The sequence below is a fragment of the Enterococcus sp. FR204 genome, assembly GCF_031143325.1.
Taxonomy (GTDB): Bacteria; Bacillota; Bacilli; order Lactobacillales; family Enterococcaceae; genus Enterococcus_B; species Enterococcus_B faecium.
In genome coordinates this window covers 17,217-32,740 of sequence record NZ_JAKZIW010000009.1, presented here as the reverse complement: position 1 = coordinate 32,740, position 15,524 = coordinate 17,217, and the positions used below count along the sequence as shown (strand labels likewise).

Here is a 15,524-nt window from a genome sequence, read left to right as displayed (position 1 = left end):
GAAAGGTGTGCAGCTGATGGATGTTCTTACACATAAATGTCCTAATTGCGGCGGTCCGTTGACTTTTGATCCCAAAGACCAAAAATTTCATTGCGAATACTGCCTGAATATCTATACAGAAGAAGAAGTCAGCCAATATGAGCAAAAGCAAAAAGAAGCGCGTATGGCTGGCGAAGAAAGCAAAGAAGAACCTTCACCTACCGAAGATTTTACTTTTACAGCCCAAGAACAACTTGCCGATATGAATGAAGCCGAGCGCAAAGCGGTTGACGAGGCAGGCGGTTTTTCAGATACAGCGGACGAATCTGCAGATAATACCGCAGCGATGGATCTTTTTCTTTGTCCCAACTGTGGTGCAGAGATCGTGACTGATGCGACAACTGCTGCGACTTATTGTTACTACTGCCATAATCCCGTCGTACTATCGGGACGTTTAAGCGGAGAATTCTTGCCAAATAAAGTACTTCCTTTTGCTGTCGAGAAAGAAGAAGCAATCAACAGATTTCTCGCTTGGACCAAGAAAAAATGGTTTGTTCCCAAAGCTTTTTTCAATAAGGATCAAATCGATAAGTTGACAGGTGTGTATTTCCCTTATTGGGCTACAGATGCTGAAGTAGATGGTGCCATGCAGGCGAATGGTACAGTTATCCGCATATGGCGGATAGGTGACATCGAATACACAGAAACGAAGCAATTTGCTGTTTCAAGAGCAGGCAAGCTTTCTTTTAAAGAACTAGTAAAAAATGCCTTATCAAAAAATACGCAACAAAAGATGGTCGAAGGCGTGCAACCTTTCCCGTTAGATAAAGCAATTGATTTTAAAAGCCAGTATTTAGCCGGTTTCCAAGCAGAAAAAAGAGATATCGAATATGAGGCAATCAAATCACAGATTCAATCTGAATTAAAAGACTATTCAGAGAAGCTGTTAAAAGATACCGCAAATGGATATACAACATTGACCGGTGTGCGAACTTCTGCTTCAATCACAAACGAAGTAAATAATTACGTATTACTGCCGGTATGGCTTGTTACTTATCGAAGCAATGACTCAAGTAAAAAAGTCTACTACTATGCAATGAATGGACAAACAGGAAAGGTCAGCGGTGTCCTGCCGATCAGCCAGAAAAAATTGGGACTGACCGCTCTTGGGATTTTCGCTGGGCTAGCGATCCTCTTTCTGATCGGAGGTTACTTGATATGATGAAAAAATTTTTTTTATTCTTTCTTTTGCTAGTAAGTGTTGGCTGGCCGGTGGCTACTCATGCAGATACAGCTACGGTAAATGATGAGGCTGGGTTATTTACAACAGATCAAATCCAATCTTTGGAACAACAGGCAGAAAAGCTGAATGAAAAAATCAAAGGACGAGTCTTGATCGTAACGACTACATCTAATTCAGAAGAACCAAGAGACTTTGCTGATAATTACTTAAGAGACGCAGTCGGAAATGATCAAAATGGCTCAGTATTGCTATTAGATATGGGACAGCGTGAAATCTACATTTCGACTTCTGGTAATATGATCGATTATTTGACTGACAGCAGAATCGATTCGATCTTAGATGATGTTTATGATCAGATGACAAATGCTGCCTATTACAATGCTGCAAAAGCTTACCTGTCTAAATCAGCAACATATGTGGAAGACGGAGTTCCAGGAGGACATTATCGTGTAGACGAAGAAACTGGCAAAATTACACGCTATAAGGTTTTGACGACAGTAGAAATCATCATTGCTGTTGTTTTGGCTCTTATCCTTAGTCTTGTCTTTTATTTTGTGACTGTTTCGCGTTATCAATTGAAATCAGGCATCTACAAATATCCATTCCGAGAAAAATCCAGTATCAAATTAACTGAAAAAACCGATCGTCTGACAAATTCTTTTGTCACGACAAGAAGAATCCCCAAAAGCCCACCTCCTGGAAGCGGCGGTGGCGGAAGTACTACCCATTCTAGCGGTGGCGGGACTTTTGGCGGTGGCGGCAGAAGTTTCTAAAAATTGCTAAATGAATGTTCGCAAAAAAAGGGCTGTGACAAAAATCGTGTCACAGCCCCTTTTGTTGCAAATAAACGGCGTTCAAAAGCTTACATCTACGGTGATAAGTCCAGCCAAGTTAAAAACATAAGAAACTGTTTTTACTTGGCTCTTCTTATTACTTGATGCAGAACAGCTTTTTCACAACCTCTTCCTTAAACGGTGTTCTCCTACCAACTCCTCGGTCACAAGTCACAATATTCATCAAACATGAAAAGCTGTTTTTTGAAATTGTTCCTTGTGACTCAGAGTTAAACGGCAGGCTCACAACCTCTTGGTAAACGGTGTTCAATCAGCTGACCCTCAGTATTAGCTCAAAAAACGGCAAAATATGAGGAACTATTTTTCCGTTTGTTTCTCTAATACTCAGGTCAAAACGCTGATTTCACAACCTCTTTGTTCATCAAAAGATAATATTGTCTTCTAACAAGTCCATATTCAAAATAACGATATGATGATCTTTCACTGTGATAATACCATCTTTTTTCAACTGCTTTAAAATTCTGTTCACACTGCTAGCAGTTGAGATGCCACAAAATTTGGCGATTTCTTCATTCGTGATCGAAAAATCGATCAGCATCCCTTCTTCTGTCCGCACACCGAATAAATCATATAATTCGTAAAGTTGCGTACAAACAGCTCCCAGCTTTCCATTTAATAGCATTTGCTGCATTTTTTTCATCGAATAAAGCAGACGATAGCGGTAATACTCTTTTACATAGTGTTGTAGCTTTGGGTCTTGGTTGATATTTTGCCAAAAGCGCACACGATTGATTCGATAAAACTCTGCATATTCTGATTCAACTCGAATATTATACGGCGAATCGATGAATTGTGAATATTCGTCTTTTAAAAGAGAGACGATTTCAAGATCTTTGATATAGCGAAGGTTAAATTCTCTCCCATCATTTGAAATAACACTTGCTTTTACCGTTCCCTCTTTCAAGATATACGTATGGGAATCTTCCATCCCTTCGAATGTCAAATATTTATGATATCCTTTGCGTATAATCGGAAAATCATTTTTATCCAAATATTCCTTTAAGACTCTACTATCCAATGATGCTCCCCCATCCAAACTTTCATCTAAAAAGATCATACAGTACTTTAAAACTTTTTAAAGTCCAAAGGTATTTTACTAATGATATTAACATTTGTTAAGTACCTTTTTCCATCACTTATGCGATTTTTTTCCTTTCTTTTATTCGTTATACTGCAGAAGTAAAATTTTTTAAGAATAGAGGGAAAAAACATGAATTACTGGATGAACACAATCATTAATCGATTAGAAACAGCATATCAAACAAGATTTGATATGAAAGCTTCTTTAGTCTTTTTAAATGATGCGTATCAAAACTCGATCGAATTGATCAAAGCAGTGGATGAGAATCCAACAAACGAATGCGAAGAATTTTTAAATCTGTTTATGTCTACAAGAGATTTATTTATTCGCCAACTTGTTGATCGCTATCCATCCAATTATCACGATGTAGAAGTTCAAATACAAAAATTAAAAGCATATTCAGCTTAAGGGGAATGTATAACATACATGGAAAAGAAATTATTTAATAAATATTTTATCGGAATCACATTGATCAATTTTATTGTCTACCTGATTTATTATCTGTTGATGGTCATCATGGCAGTCATTGCGCAAGACACCTTACACGCCAGCTTGAGCCAAGCAGGTTTTGCTTCTGGGATCTATATCATCGGAACATTGCTGGCACGCTTATTCATGGGGAAACAGTTAGAACTATTTGGTCGGAAGTTTACCTTAAGAGGCGGCGCGATCTTCTATCTCCTTTCAACATTAGCATATCTTTATACGCCAACTATCGGGGCATTGTATTTAGTTCGATTCTTGAATGGATTCGGCTACGGTACAGTTTCTACAGCTACAAATGCTATCGTTACTGCATATATCCCTGCATCTAAAAAAGGGGAAGGCATCAATTATTATGGATTAAGTACTAGTTTAGCTGCCGCTGTTGGGCCATTTTTAGGAATGATTTTGCTGAACATGACTGATTTTCGTTTCATTATCTGGTTTTCAATTGTACTGGTCTTCTTTGTTACGATTGCCTGCCTTGTCTTTCCTGTAAAAAATATTCCATTATCTGAAGAACAAAAAATATCTCTTCGCTCATGGAATATCAATAGTTTTATTGAAAAGAAAGCACTTTTCATTACAGGAATTGCCTTTTTGATGGGTCTTTCTTATTCAAGTGTTTTATCATTTTTATCTTCTTATACAAAAGTAATCCACTTAGTTGCTGCTGGGTCATTTTTCTTCGTCGTATATGCTTTGGTCATCACATTTACACGTCCATTGACTGGAAGGATTTTCGATGTCAAAGGAGAACAATACGTGATGTATCCTAGCTATTTATTCTTAACAGCAGGATTATTTTTACTGAGTGTAACGACGAATAGTGTGACATTGCTTATCTCTGGAGCATTAGTCGGCCTAGGTTATGGTACGTTTATGTCAAATGGACAGGCTGTTTGTTTAAAAATCGTCCGCGAACATCGAATCAGTATTGCTTTATCTACCTATTTTATTGGTTTAGACCTAGGCTTAGGCGTTGGTCCTTATTTGATGGGGATGCTAAAATCTCTTACTTCATTTAGAGGATTGTATGTGATTGCCGGAGTCATTCCATTGATATGTACAGCACTCTATCTTGTTAATGGCCGAAAACATAGTCATGAAGCAGAGGGCGAATTGATTGAATCATTGAAAAATGAAATTTGATCTTGATGAATAGATAAAAAAAACCGTTCAGATCTGTAAATGATCTGAGCGGTTTTTTGAGTAAAAATAGTTTATGATTATTCTTAATTAAACATCTATTTATTTTTAAAGCTTTCATTTATCGATAAGAATAGTTTAACTGTTGATTTATTCCATTTTCCGTTCATCTGGTACGATGCCTTGACTTAGCAACCACTTGTGGAAGAACCATTCTGCCACACCGATCAATAGAGCAGGAATCAATACTTTCATCCAAATATCGACTGTATCATTCATAAAATATAGATAGAGCCACAAGATAACTGCAGCTGAACCAGCATCTGCGATCGTCGCTGCGATGTTCCCTACTTTACGTAAGATCAACAGATCCCCTAGCACATAGATCATGACTACAATAATTACCCCAACAATCGTTGAATCTATAAAGCTAACACCGTATAAACCTGTCAGCACGACCCACAGAATCGCCCAGATCATGATTGCCTTCACTACCAACGCCTTCACATGTTTCATTTTCTGCACTCCTTTCTCCTGGATAAAAAAGTAAGATTATCTAACAAGATAACCTTTTCATTATTATACCATCGGCTGAGAGAAGCGAGCAAAGATAAGGTCCTATCTAAAAATGAGGAAGCCACTTAGAACATTCACGTAATAATTTATCCGTACAGACATTCGATATGGTGTTCCTTTACTTTCGCATACTGTTCTTTTGTCAGTTCTTTACTTGTCACCAGATAATCGATTTCATGAAAAGCAATGGCTTGATGCATGAATTTATGTGCAATTTTTTGCTGTGTAACTAAAACGGCAAGCCGGTCTGATTGTTTTCTAAAAGCTTTTTTGACCATTGCCTCTCCTTCATGAGTTTCTGTTACTCCTTGGCTGAAATCTAGCCCGCGACAACTCATTATCGCTAAATCCGCATAATATGACAATGCATCGTTATAGGCTTTTGAACCGTTGATTGTTGCTCGTTTCGGAACAATTGCCCCTCCCAATACAGATACTTTTGCCGTTGTGTATTCACTCAACATACCAGCTGTGACGATGCCATTCGTAATGATCTGCAAACCATCAAATCTTGCTAGGTTTCTGACTAAGTGTAAAGAGGTTGTACTGGAATCCAAGAATAAGACCATATCATCTCGAATCAAAGAAGAAGCTGTATCTGCAATCTTACGTTTTTCTGTTTCTTCTTCTAATTTGGTGATCTTCATCAGGTAAGGCACGTCAATTTTTCGATTGTCAATAAGCATGGCGCCACCGCGAACTCTACGGATCAATCCACTTTTTTCCAGAAAAACAAGGTCACGTTTAATCGTGGCTTCGCTATAATTTACTAACTCGATCAAATCGGTGACTCTTGCAAATTGGTTGTTTTTTAGATAATTCACAATCTCCTGCTGTCTATTCTCCACTTCATTCAACATAAAATCACCCCATTTACTTTATATAGTAACAGGAAAAAAGAGGTTGTGACAGAAGTGATTGGCTTCGAGAAATAAGAAGAAATTTTTCGAAAAAACTACTTCTGAACATCGTGTGTGGTTAAGAGGGTATGACAAGACTATTGTCATACCCTCTTGACCACACATTTTTATTTTTAGTATAAACTAGCCTTGCCTACTGTGTTCAAAATTTCCATTTTATGTTTGACTACTTCTTGTACCTTTTTATTAGCTGCTGGATAAATTGCATTCGGCTCGTACATCGATGGATTTTCACTCAATATTTCTCTCAAAGCATTGAAAAAGACGCTTTTAAGATCTGAGCTCAAATTCACTTTGGCAACTCCGTATTTTACTGCTTCGCTGACTTCTGCGTCCGGATTACCTGAACCGCCATGTAAAACAAATGGAAGATCGATTTGTTGGTTCAATTCTTTAAGTAAGTCGATATTTAATTTTGGAGTTCTGTTTTTCGGATACAAGCCATGCGCTGTTCCAATTGCTACAGCAAGTGTATCGATTCCTGTTTCTTTCACAAAAATCTTCGCTTGATCAGGATCTGTATAAATGATTGTTTCAGCACCTCCTTCAGCAGAACCATTATTCCCAATCGTTCCAAGCTCAGCCTCCACTGAGACATTTACCGCATGAGCTAACGCAACCACTTTTTTCGTAATCTGTACATTGTCGTCGAATGATTTCAAAGACGCATCGATCATCACGGAAGAATAGCCGTTTCGAATCGCCCGTAAGACATCTTCTATCGTACCGCCATGATCCAAGTGGATAACGATCGGCAGTTTACTTGTATAAGCATAGGCTCTTACTGCCGCAACAAACTCATCACTTAAATAGGCGATTTCATCAGGATGAATTTCTAAGATTACTGGTGCTTCTAATCTCTCTGCTTCTTCGATGATTGCTTTCATCATATCATAGCTGCAAATATTGAAGGCTGGTACTGCAAATTGATTCTCTTTAGCCACTTTCAATAACTCTTTCATTGTATATAACATTACGCTTCCACCTCATTTGTTAGATTTTCATTTTTCGTCCACTTGTCTTGTTTTTTCTCTTTCACTGTTTTTTTCAATAGTCCAAGCATAAAGGCTGTAGTGACTGTACCTGATGCAATTGCCAAGACATACATAGGTAAATTGTTCATAACATTTGGAATTAGCATCACCCAAATCCCTCCATGAGGTGCCATTGAAGTAACTCCTACTGCCATGGAAATCCCTGCAGCGACTGCTGAACCTGTCATCAAACTAGGTATCACGCGGATCGGGTCAGATACCGCAAACGGTATAGCACCTTCTGTAATATACGAAGCGCCTAAAATCCAGCATGATTGACCTGAAGTCCGTTCTTCTTTGGTAAATTTATGTTTGAATAATAAAGTGGCTAAAGCAATACCTAGGGGAGGTGTCATTCCTGCAGCCATACAAGCAGCAATCGGTGCATTTACTCCAGCTGACATCAAACCGATCGAGAAAGTCGAAATCGATTTATTGATCGGCCCACCCATATCAGCTGCCATCATGATCCCGATAAGTAATCCGAACAATAGCCCGGATGTATTTCCCAAGCTATTCAGCCAATTTGTCAAAGCATCCAACACCCATGTGATCGGTTGTTCAATCACAAATACCATCAAAAGCCCAATAATTAAGATCGATAAAAGGGGGACGACAATCAGCTGATAAATAGCAGAAAATTCTTTTTTTACGCTGATTTTATTTGCCAGAAAATCACAGATATACCCTGCTAGCACGCCACCAATCATTCCGCCAAGAAAACCTGAACCACCTGTAGAGGCCAGTAATCCGGCAACAATTCCTGGGGCAAAACCTGCTTTTCCAGCAATCGATGTAGCAATCCCCGCGCCTAACGCAGGAACCATCATGGCAAACGCTGTATCTCCTCCGATCCTTGAAAATGCAGCTGCTAACACATTATAGTCTGCTGAGTTGGGATCAGCCGCTGTAATCCCAAAGGCAAAACTCAGTGCGATGATGATTCCGCCTGCGATCACAAATGGAAGCATGTAATTCACACCATTCATGAAATGATTATAGATTGTCGGCTTTTTCTCATTTGCAGCTGGTTCTTTTTCATTAGACACAACGAATACGCCAATATCTCTCAATGCTTCGTCTATTACTACTTGCGGTTCTTTGATTGCTCGGCTTGTAGAGACACGCTTTACTTTTTTCCCGGCAAATCGGTCCAATTCGATTTCTTTATCTACTGCAAGAATGATTGCATCTGCCTCTTTGATTTCTTGTTCAGATAACTGATTTTCTGTTTTTACACCTTGTGTTTCGAATTTTGCTTGATGGTTTAGATTTCTTGCTGTTACTTCTAATTTTTCTGCCGACATATAAGTATGAGCAATTCCAGTCGGGCAAGCAGTTACACCAACGATTTTCATGATTATTTTCCTCCTTTTTCTTCACTATCGATACTCGGACAAAGACTCTACTATTTTCATTCTTGACTAATCTGTCTGATGATATCTGCTGGCGTAGTGGCTTCTTTTATTCCCTTTCTAAAATCTGCATTCATCAATCGTCTGGAGAGTGTGCTGAGAATCTCTAGATGCATATCTGCTGATTTTTCAGGAACTACGATGGCAAAAATATATTCAATTGGCATTTCATCTATCCCGCTATAGTCCGTTAATTTGGCTGTATGAAAAAAACACAGTGCTGGTTTTCTCACATATTTGCTTTTTGCATGGGGAATCCCAAATCCATCTTCTATTCCTGTGGAGATCTCCTCCTCTCGTTTGAATAGTGCCTTAACGACTTTTTGAACATTTCTTACCTTATTTGTTTTTTTCAACACATCCCCTATTCGCTCAAATAATGATCCTTTTGAATCTATCGATGGATCGAAAACAATCAGTTCTTCTTCGATCAATTGATCAAACCTCATAAAAAACCTCTCCCCCACAAAAAAATGTTAACGTTTTCTTGGAACTGAGGTCAGTATAGCATCGCTAGCTGTACCGTTCAATATTATGAATGAACAGAGGAAAAAGACCCATTATCCGCGTGTATAAGTCATTAAAATGAACGATCTAGCTCACAAACAATCGCAAGTCTATAACAAAACAAAAAGCCTTCCTTGAAAGGAAAGCTTAGCTTCTAATTTTAGGTAAATGGTTTTTTACTTCGAAATAACCTTCTTTCATTTCGTTAATAAAAGGTGTCTTTATCATGTTGATAGTCAAAGCTATATACTATTTTTTTCATTGTTTTGTGCATTATGATCCTACGACTTTTTCAGCATCAAAGGAAGTTTTAAATTGGCAAAAAAACATAAAAAAACAGACTATCCCTATCAGATAGTCTGCTAAACGTTGAGTTATCAGCGTTTTTATTATTCCGCAGCGTTTGCGTCTTTGAGACCGTATTTTTTGTTGAAACGGTCCACACGTCCGTCTGCTTGTGTGAATTTTTGACGTCCAGTGTAGAATGGATGTGAGTCAGAAGTTACTTCGACACGGATGACTGGGTATGTATTACCGTCTTCCCATTCAACTGTTTCTTGTGAAGTTTTTGTTGAACCTGACAAGAATTTGAAACCAGTTGTTGAATCCATGAATACTACTGGGTGGTAATCTGGATGGATGTTTTCTTTCATGATTTTTTCGCTCCTTTGCCCTGCTCCATTTGCTGAACCAGAGTTGATTTGTCGATTTACAACATTAACATCTTAACATGTTTCAGTCAAGGTTGCAATTATCTTTTCAGATTTCTGATCGGATTTTTTTTACCAAAGGAGACATCTTGAAATTCTTTGAAAAATTGCTGATTGTTTTTTGTTTTACGCAAAAAGCGGATCAGTTGTTCCGTATATTCTAATGAATCTCCAGTCATATTTTTTCGAAGTTTCCAAATTTCTTCTAATTCTTCACTTGGCATCAATAATTCTTCTTTTCGGGTACCTGATTTTTTGATATCGATGGCTGGGAAGATCCGACGCTCGGATAACTCGCGTGAAAGTTGTAATTCTAGATTTCCAGTTCCCTTGAATTCTTCATAGATCACGTCATCCATACGGCTTCCTGTATCGACTAAAGCGGTCGCTAAAATCGTCAAACTGCCACCTTCTTCGATGTTTCTTGCTGCCCCGAAAAATTTCTTAGGTTTATACAATGCGGCTGGGTCAATCCCGCCACTCAATGTACGTCCGCTTGGTGGAACAACTAAGTTATAAGCTCGAGCAAGTCTAGTAATGCTATCCATCAAGATAACGACATCTCGTTTATCTTCGACTAAACGCATAGCACGCTCCAATACTAATTCAGAAACTCGAGTATGGTTTTGCGGCTGCAGATCAAATGTTGAAGATACCACGTCGCCTTTCACGCTTCGTTCTAAGTCAGTTACTTCTTCCGGTCGTTCATCAATCAGTAGAACGATCAATTCTACTTCCGGATAGTTTTCTGTGATGCCATTCGCGATTTCTTTTAATACAGAAGTTTTCCCTGCTTTTGGCGGTGCGACGATCAATCCACGCTGACCAAAACCGATTGGAGAAAAGATATCGATCATTCGGGTAGATAGTCTTTGCGGTGTTGTTTCCAGTTGAAGCTGTCTTTGCGGATAAAGAGGTGTTAAGGCTGGAAAATGCGGACGTTCTTTTGCTTCTTCCGGATCTTTTCCATTAACGCTTTCCACGTGCATCAAACCATAATAACGTTCCGATTCTTTAGGTGGACGGGCTTTTCCTGCCACTTTGTCCCCATTTCTCAAACTGAATCGTCTGATTTGTGAGGCAGAAATATAGATATCTTCTGCACTTGGTCCATAATTGATTGGCCGTAAAAAACCGTAACCATCTTGACCAACGATATCCAATATTCCTTCCATATAATAAAATCCTTGTTTCTCTGCTTGTGCACGAATCACAGCTAGAGATAATTCCTTTTTGTTCATCTTACTGTAATAAGGAATTTTAAATTCTTTGGCATAACTATAAACTTCTTTTAACGTTTTGTTCTCTAGTTCTGCCATTGTCAAATAATCGCTCATTCAGCTCCCACTTCCTCTATCATTTCAATTGATGCCCCTAAGGCTGTTAGTTTCTCGATAATATGATCATAACCGCGTAAGATATAATCTACATTGTAAATCGTCGTTGTCCCTTCTGCCAATAGTCCAGCAATCACTAAACAAGCACCTGCCCGAAGATCAGAAGCCACGACTTCTGTGCCATGAAGTTTATTTGGACCATTCACGATGATCATATTTCCTTCCACGGTAATATCAGCGCCCATTCGTGCTAGTTCCGGCACATGATTCACACGTTTCGCATAGATCGTATCGATGATTTCTGAAGTGCCTGTAGTCATCAATATTAACGCAGTAAGTGGCTGCTGCAGATCTGTGGCAAATCCTGGATAAGGATAGGTCATGATGTTTGCGGGTTTTAATTCTTTCGAGGGGTAAACTTCGATTTCATCTTCGCTGATTTTCATATGGACACCAATTTCCTGCAATTTTGCTATAAAGCTTTCCAAATGTTCAAAGATCACATTTTTCACTTTGATACCATTTCCTACTGCAGCTGCTAATGCTAGATAGGTTCCTGCTTCGATGCGGTCAGGAATCATGAAATGCCGACAGCCATGTAATGTTTCGACTCCTTCGATACGGATCACATCTGTACCCGCTCCTCGAACTTTTGCCCCCATATTATTCAGTAAAGTTGCCACATCTATGATTTCCGGTTCTCGTGCAGCGTTTTCAATTACTGTCTGTCCTTTTGCTTTTACAGCAGCTAACATCACATTGATCGTTGCTCCGACTGAAACCACGTCCATGAAAATCCGATTGCCACGCAATCCTTTATTTTCTGTCCGTAAATACATGGCACCATGTTCATTTGTCACTTCAGCACCTAGAGCTTCAAATCCTTTGACGTGTAGATCAATCGGTCTAGGGCCTAAATAACAGCCACCTGGCAGGCCTACTACCGCTTCGCCAAATTTACCAAGCAGTGTTCCCATAAAATAATAAGAAGCACGCAAACTATTGATTTTTCCGTGCGGCATCGGAATCGATACGATTTCTCGAGGATCGATTTCTAGTATGTTGTTGGAAAAATGGACAGTTGCGCCCATGATCTCTAAAATTTCAATTAATGAATGAACATCTTGTATGTCCGGCACGCCTTCCAAGATCACTGGGGAATCAGCTAAGATTGCAGCTGGAATCAATGCGACTGCACTATTTTTTGCACCGCTGATCGTTACTTCACCAGCTAAAGGTTGGTTTCCTTTGATTACGATTTTTTTCATCTGTTTCCACCTTGTTTATTAATCTTTTTTCATGGATATGCTTGTATTTTATCATAGATAAAAAAAAGAAACGAGCATGGTCTGCCGTTTAAGTAAAAAAAAAGATCCCCGACTGAAGCAGATGGATCCGAGATCTTTTCAAATCGAGGTACTTATTCTGTTTTCCCTAAATATTCTTCCAATGTTATCCCTGCCTCGGTTATTTTTTTTGCTGCTTTTTTACCAACGTATCGATAATGCCATGGTTCGTAACCAACGCCCGTAATATGCACTTTGTTTGATGGATAGCGTAAGATAAAACCATATTGATACGCGTTATCTGCTAACCATTCATACACTTCTTTGTCTGTAGAAATACTTGACTCAGCGTTGATATCTACTGCTAATCCTAATTCATGTTCACTTGTGTCTGGTGCAGCTACCCATTTTGCTGCTTCTTCTTTTGCTTTTTGATTGGAATAGCCTTTTTCTTGAAAGGCGGCAATTTTATCTTCCATGATTTTTTCTTGATCTTCTGTCGTTCGAAAACTTGAAACGATTTTCGGATAAATTCCTTCTGCTCTTGCTGCATCAAGCATCAGCTGTAAGTCAGGATATATACGCTTGTCTACTGCTTGATCGTTGGATAGCTTTTGTAACTCCACTGTGTATCCTTGAGGTATTTTATGTTTTGCATTGACTAGTAGTAGATTCCATGAATCCCGTTCTTCTCCACATACTTGGATTTTTTGTGGTGTCTTTCTAAAAAATAGACCTATACTTGCTAATAAGACGATTAATAGGATTACAGCTACTGTCTTATACGATCTTTTCATTATTCTTGTCCTCCAACTAAAAAATCTTTGCTTTTCTTAGTAAGTTTACCAAGTAAAACAAAGACAATTTTCTGTTATTTAACAAGAATCTCTTACGATTTTCCTACGAAAGCGGCAAATCAATTGTGAAGCTTGTCTCTTCATCTTTACTTTGTGCAGTCAATTGGCCAGCATGAAGTTCAATGATTTGTTTGGCAATTGCTAATCCCAGTCCAGCTCCTCCTCGATTTGTTTGTCGTGCGGTGTCTAATCGGAAAAATTGTTCAAAAATCCTAGATAGTTTTTCAGGTGGAATAGTTGGACCTTGATTAGAGAAAATAATCTTAACCCGTTTCTTGTCTTGATCTGTTTTTGCCGAGAGTTTGATCACTGCTCCTTCATAGCTGTAGTTGATTGCGTTTTGTAAGAGATTATCAAAAACGCGCTGCATTTTATCGACATCAAAACGAATCGAAAGATCAGCTTCTAACTCACTTTCTAGAGTCAGCTGCTTGGAAGACAAAAGAGGCAAAAATTCATAACTTAGCTGTTCTAACATCATCTTCAGATGGACTTTTGTCGGCATCAATTCGATATTTGATAAATTGAACCGAGCAATTTCAAAGAACTCGTTGATCAGTTCTTCTAGTCTTTCTGCCTTATCTAAGGAAATTGATAGATAATGTTTTCTTAGTTCAGAAGAAATTTCCTGTTCATCTCGTAACAGTGTAAGATAGCCTATCACTGAAGTCAAAGGCGTCTTCAAGTCATGAGCTAAATAAACGATTAAGTCGTTTTTTCGTTGCTCCGCTTCTTTGGCTTGATGCTGACTCAAAACTACTTCCTGACGAATTTGATTCAATTCCCATTCAAACTCCTGTAGATCTTCAGAAAGTTTGAGAGGTTCTATTTGATTTTGATAAAGTTTCCTTGAAGCTTCAAGTACTTCATCCAACTTTGCCATACTTCTTGACCATGTTCTAAGTAAAATAACCAATCCTCCAGCTAGTAACGCAATCAAAACGACAAAAATATAATTTCTTTCTAGGTTTTTCGCAAATTGATAGAATCTATCCGACCATTCCCACGTATAGAGCCCGAATAAAAAGCGACTAACAAAAAAAAACATCATAAAAGCACTGATTGTTGCTACAGTAAAAATACTTAATTGTGTAGCTAATCGTTTCAGCAAGCGTTTTTTTAAACGTGAAGAATTTTTGGCATCACCTGTTTTATTCAACTTTATAGCCCACTCCCCAAACAGTTTTTATAAATTTTGGTTTGCGTGTTGGTTCTTTGAGTTTTTCACGCAAGCGTCCGATATGTACCATGACTGTATTATTGTTGTCGAGAAATTTTTCTCCCCAAACGGCTTCAAACAGCTGTTCTGCTGGAACGACCTCGCCCTTTCGTTCGGCCAAATACCATAGGATAGCAAACTCCAAGGGTGTTAGAGAGATTGTTTCCCCATAAAGTGTACACGTATGTAGCGTTTGGTTAATGATTAGTCCGTGTATATCAATTTCTTTTATCGATTCTTCTGTCGAATAATCAACTTGAATGTTATATTTCTGAAAACGTCTTAACTGTGTTTTGATTCGCGCAACGACTTCTAAAGGATTGAAAGGCTTTGTGATATAATCATCTGCACCTAAAGTCAGACCAGTTATTTTATCTATGTCTTCTATTTTTGCTGTCAGCATAATCACAGGAAAAAAATGATTTTCTCTGATTTTTTGGACGATTTTAAATCCATCAATGTCTGGAAGCATCACATCTAATACAGCTAAATCAAATGATTCTCTTTCTATGCAGTCCAACGCTTCTTGTCCAAGATAAAATTTCTGTACTTCATATCCGTCATTTTTCAGGTAGACTTCGATCAAATCAGCAATTTCCTGTTCATCGTCTACCAATAATATTTTATCTGGCATCGTATTGTTTCACCACCACTAACAAATTTTCTAAATTATATCATATCCATGTCGACTATTATTAAAAACATTGTGCTATTTAATGTACTTGCCTTCGTATTTTCGTTATGTAATTGTCAATATTCTTTCATTATGTATCTATCTACTCATACGAATTCAGTTATCAATATTTATTTTAACTCATAAACTATAAGTAATCTTCATTTTTCCCTCAAAATTTTCTGATGATTTTCCTACAGA

General features: G+C 38.3%; 16 protein-coding genes. 4 read left to right on the top strand and 12 right to left on the bottom strand.

Annotated elements, in window-relative coordinates; genetic code table 11:
• Positions 1 to 16: 16 nt before the first annotated feature.
• Both RG571_RS03915 and RG571_RS03910 read left to right on the top strand, forming a co-directional pair.
• On the top strand, positions 17 to 1,201 hold the full coding sequence (locus RG571_RS03915) for a hypothetical protein (protein WP_002298878.1): 1,185 nt from the start codon (positions 17 to 19) through the stop codon (positions 1,199 to 1,201).
• Positions 1,198 to 1,995 (top strand): TPM domain-containing protein, encoded by a 798-nt coding sequence (locus RG571_RS03910; RefSeq protein ID WP_002289232.1) that lies wholly within the window; start codon positions 1,198 to 1,200, stop codon positions 1,993 to 1,995. The genes RG571_RS03915 and RG571_RS03910 overlap by 4 nt, the downstream gene beginning before the upstream one ends.
• Before the next feature lie 442 nt (positions 1,996 to 2,437).
• Here RG571_RS03910 and RG571_RS03905 read toward each other — a convergent pair whose 3' ends face one another.
• Positions 2,438 to 3,094, bottom strand: coding sequence for a Crp/Fnr family transcriptional regulator (locus RG571_RS03905; RefSeq protein ID WP_002289231.1), 657 nt, complete (start codon positions 3,092 to 3,094; stop codon positions 2,438 to 2,440).
• Positions 3,095 to 3,286: 192 nt separating this feature from the next.
• Here RG571_RS03905 and RG571_RS03900 point away from each other — a divergent pair, with 192 nt between their 5' ends.
• Both RG571_RS03900 and RG571_RS03895 read left to right on the top strand, forming a co-directional pair.
• On the top strand, positions 3,287 to 3,565 hold the full coding sequence (locus tag RG571_RS03900) for a hypothetical protein (protein ID WP_002289230.1): 279 nt from the start codon (positions 3,287 to 3,289) through the stop codon (positions 3,563 to 3,565).
• Positions 3,566 to 3,583: 18 nt separating this feature from the next.
• The gene (locus RG571_RS03895; protein WP_002294047.1) at positions 3,584 to 4,792 is read left to right on the top strand and encodes an MFS transporter; all 1,209 of its coding nucleotides are present in this window, start codon (positions 3,584 to 3,586) and stop codon (positions 4,790 to 4,792) included.
• A gap of 147 nt (positions 4,793 to 4,939) precedes the next feature.
• Here the strand turns inward: RG571_RS03895 and RG571_RS03890 are convergent, their stop codons facing one another.
• From RG571_RS03890 to vanR, 11 genes are all read right to left on the bottom strand, one after another.
• Entirely contained in the window at positions 4,940 to 5,305 is a 366-nt protein-coding gene (locus RG571_RS03890) for a DUF2512 family protein (RefSeq protein WP_016628025.1), read from the bottom strand.
• Positions 5,306 to 5,451: 146 nt separating this feature from the next.
• A complete protein-coding gene (locus tag RG571_RS03885; RefSeq protein ID WP_025478853.1) occupies positions 5,452 to 6,225 on the bottom strand; it encodes a DeoR/GlpR family DNA-binding transcription regulator in 774 nt (257 codons plus the stop codon).
• A gap of 173 nt (positions 6,226 to 6,398) precedes the next feature.
• Entirely contained in the window at positions 6,399 to 7,259 is an 861-nt protein-coding gene (locus tag RG571_RS03880) for a ketose-bisphosphate aldolase (RefSeq protein ID WP_002289226.1), read from the bottom strand.
• On the bottom strand, positions 7,259 to 8,677 hold the full coding sequence (locus RG571_RS03875; RefSeq protein WP_002294052.1) for a PTS fructose transporter subunit IIC: 1,419 nt from the start codon (positions 8,675 to 8,677) through the stop codon (positions 7,259 to 7,261). The genes RG571_RS03880 and RG571_RS03875 overlap by 1 nt, the downstream gene beginning before the upstream one ends.
• A gap of 56 nt (positions 8,678 to 8,733) precedes the next feature.
• Positions 8,734 to 9,183 (bottom strand): PTS sugar transporter subunit IIA, encoded by a 450-nt coding sequence (locus RG571_RS03870; protein WP_002332112.1) that lies wholly within the window; start codon positions 9,181 to 9,183, stop codon positions 8,734 to 8,736.
• A 447-nt stretch (positions 9,184 to 9,630) separates the two neighbouring features.
• Positions 9,631 to 9,894 (bottom strand): type B 50S ribosomal protein L31, encoded by a 264-nt coding sequence (locus RG571_RS03865; RefSeq protein WP_002290330.1) that lies wholly within the window; start codon positions 9,892 to 9,894, stop codon positions 9,631 to 9,633.
• 98 nt (positions 9,895 to 9,992) lie between these two features.
• Positions 9,993 to 11,288 (bottom strand): transcription termination factor Rho, encoded by a 1,296-nt coding sequence (rho, locus tag RG571_RS03860; protein WP_131774301.1) that lies wholly within the window; start codon positions 11,286 to 11,288, stop codon positions 9,993 to 9,995.
• Entirely contained in the window at positions 11,285 to 12,556 is a 1,272-nt protein-coding gene (locus RG571_RS03855; protein WP_308947774.1) for a UDP-N-acetylglucosamine 1-carboxyvinyltransferase, read from the bottom strand. Before RG571_RS03855 ends, rho begins: the two co-directional genes overlap by 4 nt.
• 152 nt (positions 12,557 to 12,708) lie before the next feature.
• Positions 12,709 to 13,371: a D-alanyl-D-alanine carboxypeptidase DdcY gene (ddcY, locus tag RG571_RS03850; protein ID WP_002339597.1), complete on the bottom strand. Its 663-nt coding sequence runs from the start codon at positions 13,369 to 13,371 to the stop codon at positions 12,709 to 12,711.
• Between the two features lie 103 nt (positions 13,372 to 13,474).
• The gene (locus RG571_RS03845) at positions 13,475 to 14,590 is read right to left on the bottom strand and encodes a cell wall metabolism sensor histidine kinase WalK (RefSeq protein WP_258430267.1); all 1,116 of its coding nucleotides are present in this window, start codon (positions 14,588 to 14,590) and stop codon (positions 13,475 to 13,477) included.
• The gene (vanR, locus tag RG571_RS03840; protein WP_002339596.1) at positions 14,583 to 15,284 is read right to left on the bottom strand and encodes a VanR-ABDEGLN family response regulator transcription factor; all 702 of its coding nucleotides are present in this window, start codon (positions 15,282 to 15,284) and stop codon (positions 14,583 to 14,585) included. The genes RG571_RS03845 and vanR overlap by 8 nt, the downstream gene beginning before the upstream one ends.
• Positions 15,285 to 15,524: the final 240 nt, after the last annotated feature.

Coding starts and splice junctions, on each gene's coding strand:
- RG571_RS03915 (WP_002298878.1), top strand. CDS start 17: ATGGATGTTCTTACACATAAATGTCCTAATTGCGGCGGTCCGTTGACT.
- RG571_RS03910 (WP_002289232.1), top strand. CDS start 1,198: ATGATGAAAAAATTTTTTTTATTCTTTCTTTTGCTAGTAAGTGTTGGC.
- RG571_RS03900 (WP_002289230.1), top strand. CDS start 3,287: ATGAATTACTGGATGAACACAATCATTAATCGATTAGAAACAGCATAT.
- RG571_RS03895 (WP_002294047.1), top strand. CDS start 3,584: ATGGAAAAGAAATTATTTAATAAATATTTTATCGGAATCACATTGATC.
- RG571_RS03890 (WP_016628025.1), bottom strand. CDS start 5,305: ATGAAACATGTGAAGGCGTTGGTAGTGAAGGCAATCATGATCTGGGCG.
- RG571_RS03885 (WP_025478853.1), bottom strand. CDS start 6,225: ATGTTGAATGAAGTGGAGAATAGACAGCAGGAGATTGTGAATTATCTA.
- RG571_RS03880 (WP_002289226.1), bottom strand. CDS start 7,259: ATGTTATATACAATGAAAGAGTTATTGAAAGTGGCTAAAGAGAATCAA.
- RG571_RS03875 (WP_002294052.1), bottom strand. CDS start 8,677: ATGAAAATCGTTGGTGTAACTGCTTGCCCGACTGGAATTGCTCATACT.
- RG571_RS03870 (WP_002332112.1), bottom strand. CDS start 9,183: ATGAGGTTTGATCAATTGATCGAAGAAGAACTGATTGTTTTCGATCCA.
- RG571_RS03865 (WP_002290330.1), bottom strand. CDS start 9,894: ATGAAAGAAAACATCCATCCAGATTACCACCCAGTAGTATTCATGGAT.
- rho (WP_131774301.1), bottom strand. CDS start 11,288: ATGAGCGATTATTTGACAATGGCAGAACTAGAGAACAAAACGTTAAAA.
- RG571_RS03855 (WP_308947774.1), bottom strand. CDS start 12,556: ATGAAAAAAATCGTAATCAAAGGAAACCAACCTTTAGCTGGTGAAGTA.
- ddcY (WP_002339597.1), bottom strand. CDS start 13,371: ATGAAAAGATCGTATAAGACAGTAGCTGTAATCCTATTAATCGTCTTA.
- vanR (WP_002339596.1), bottom strand. CDS start 15,284: ATGCCAGATAAAATATTATTGGTAGACGATGAACAGGAAATTGCTGAT.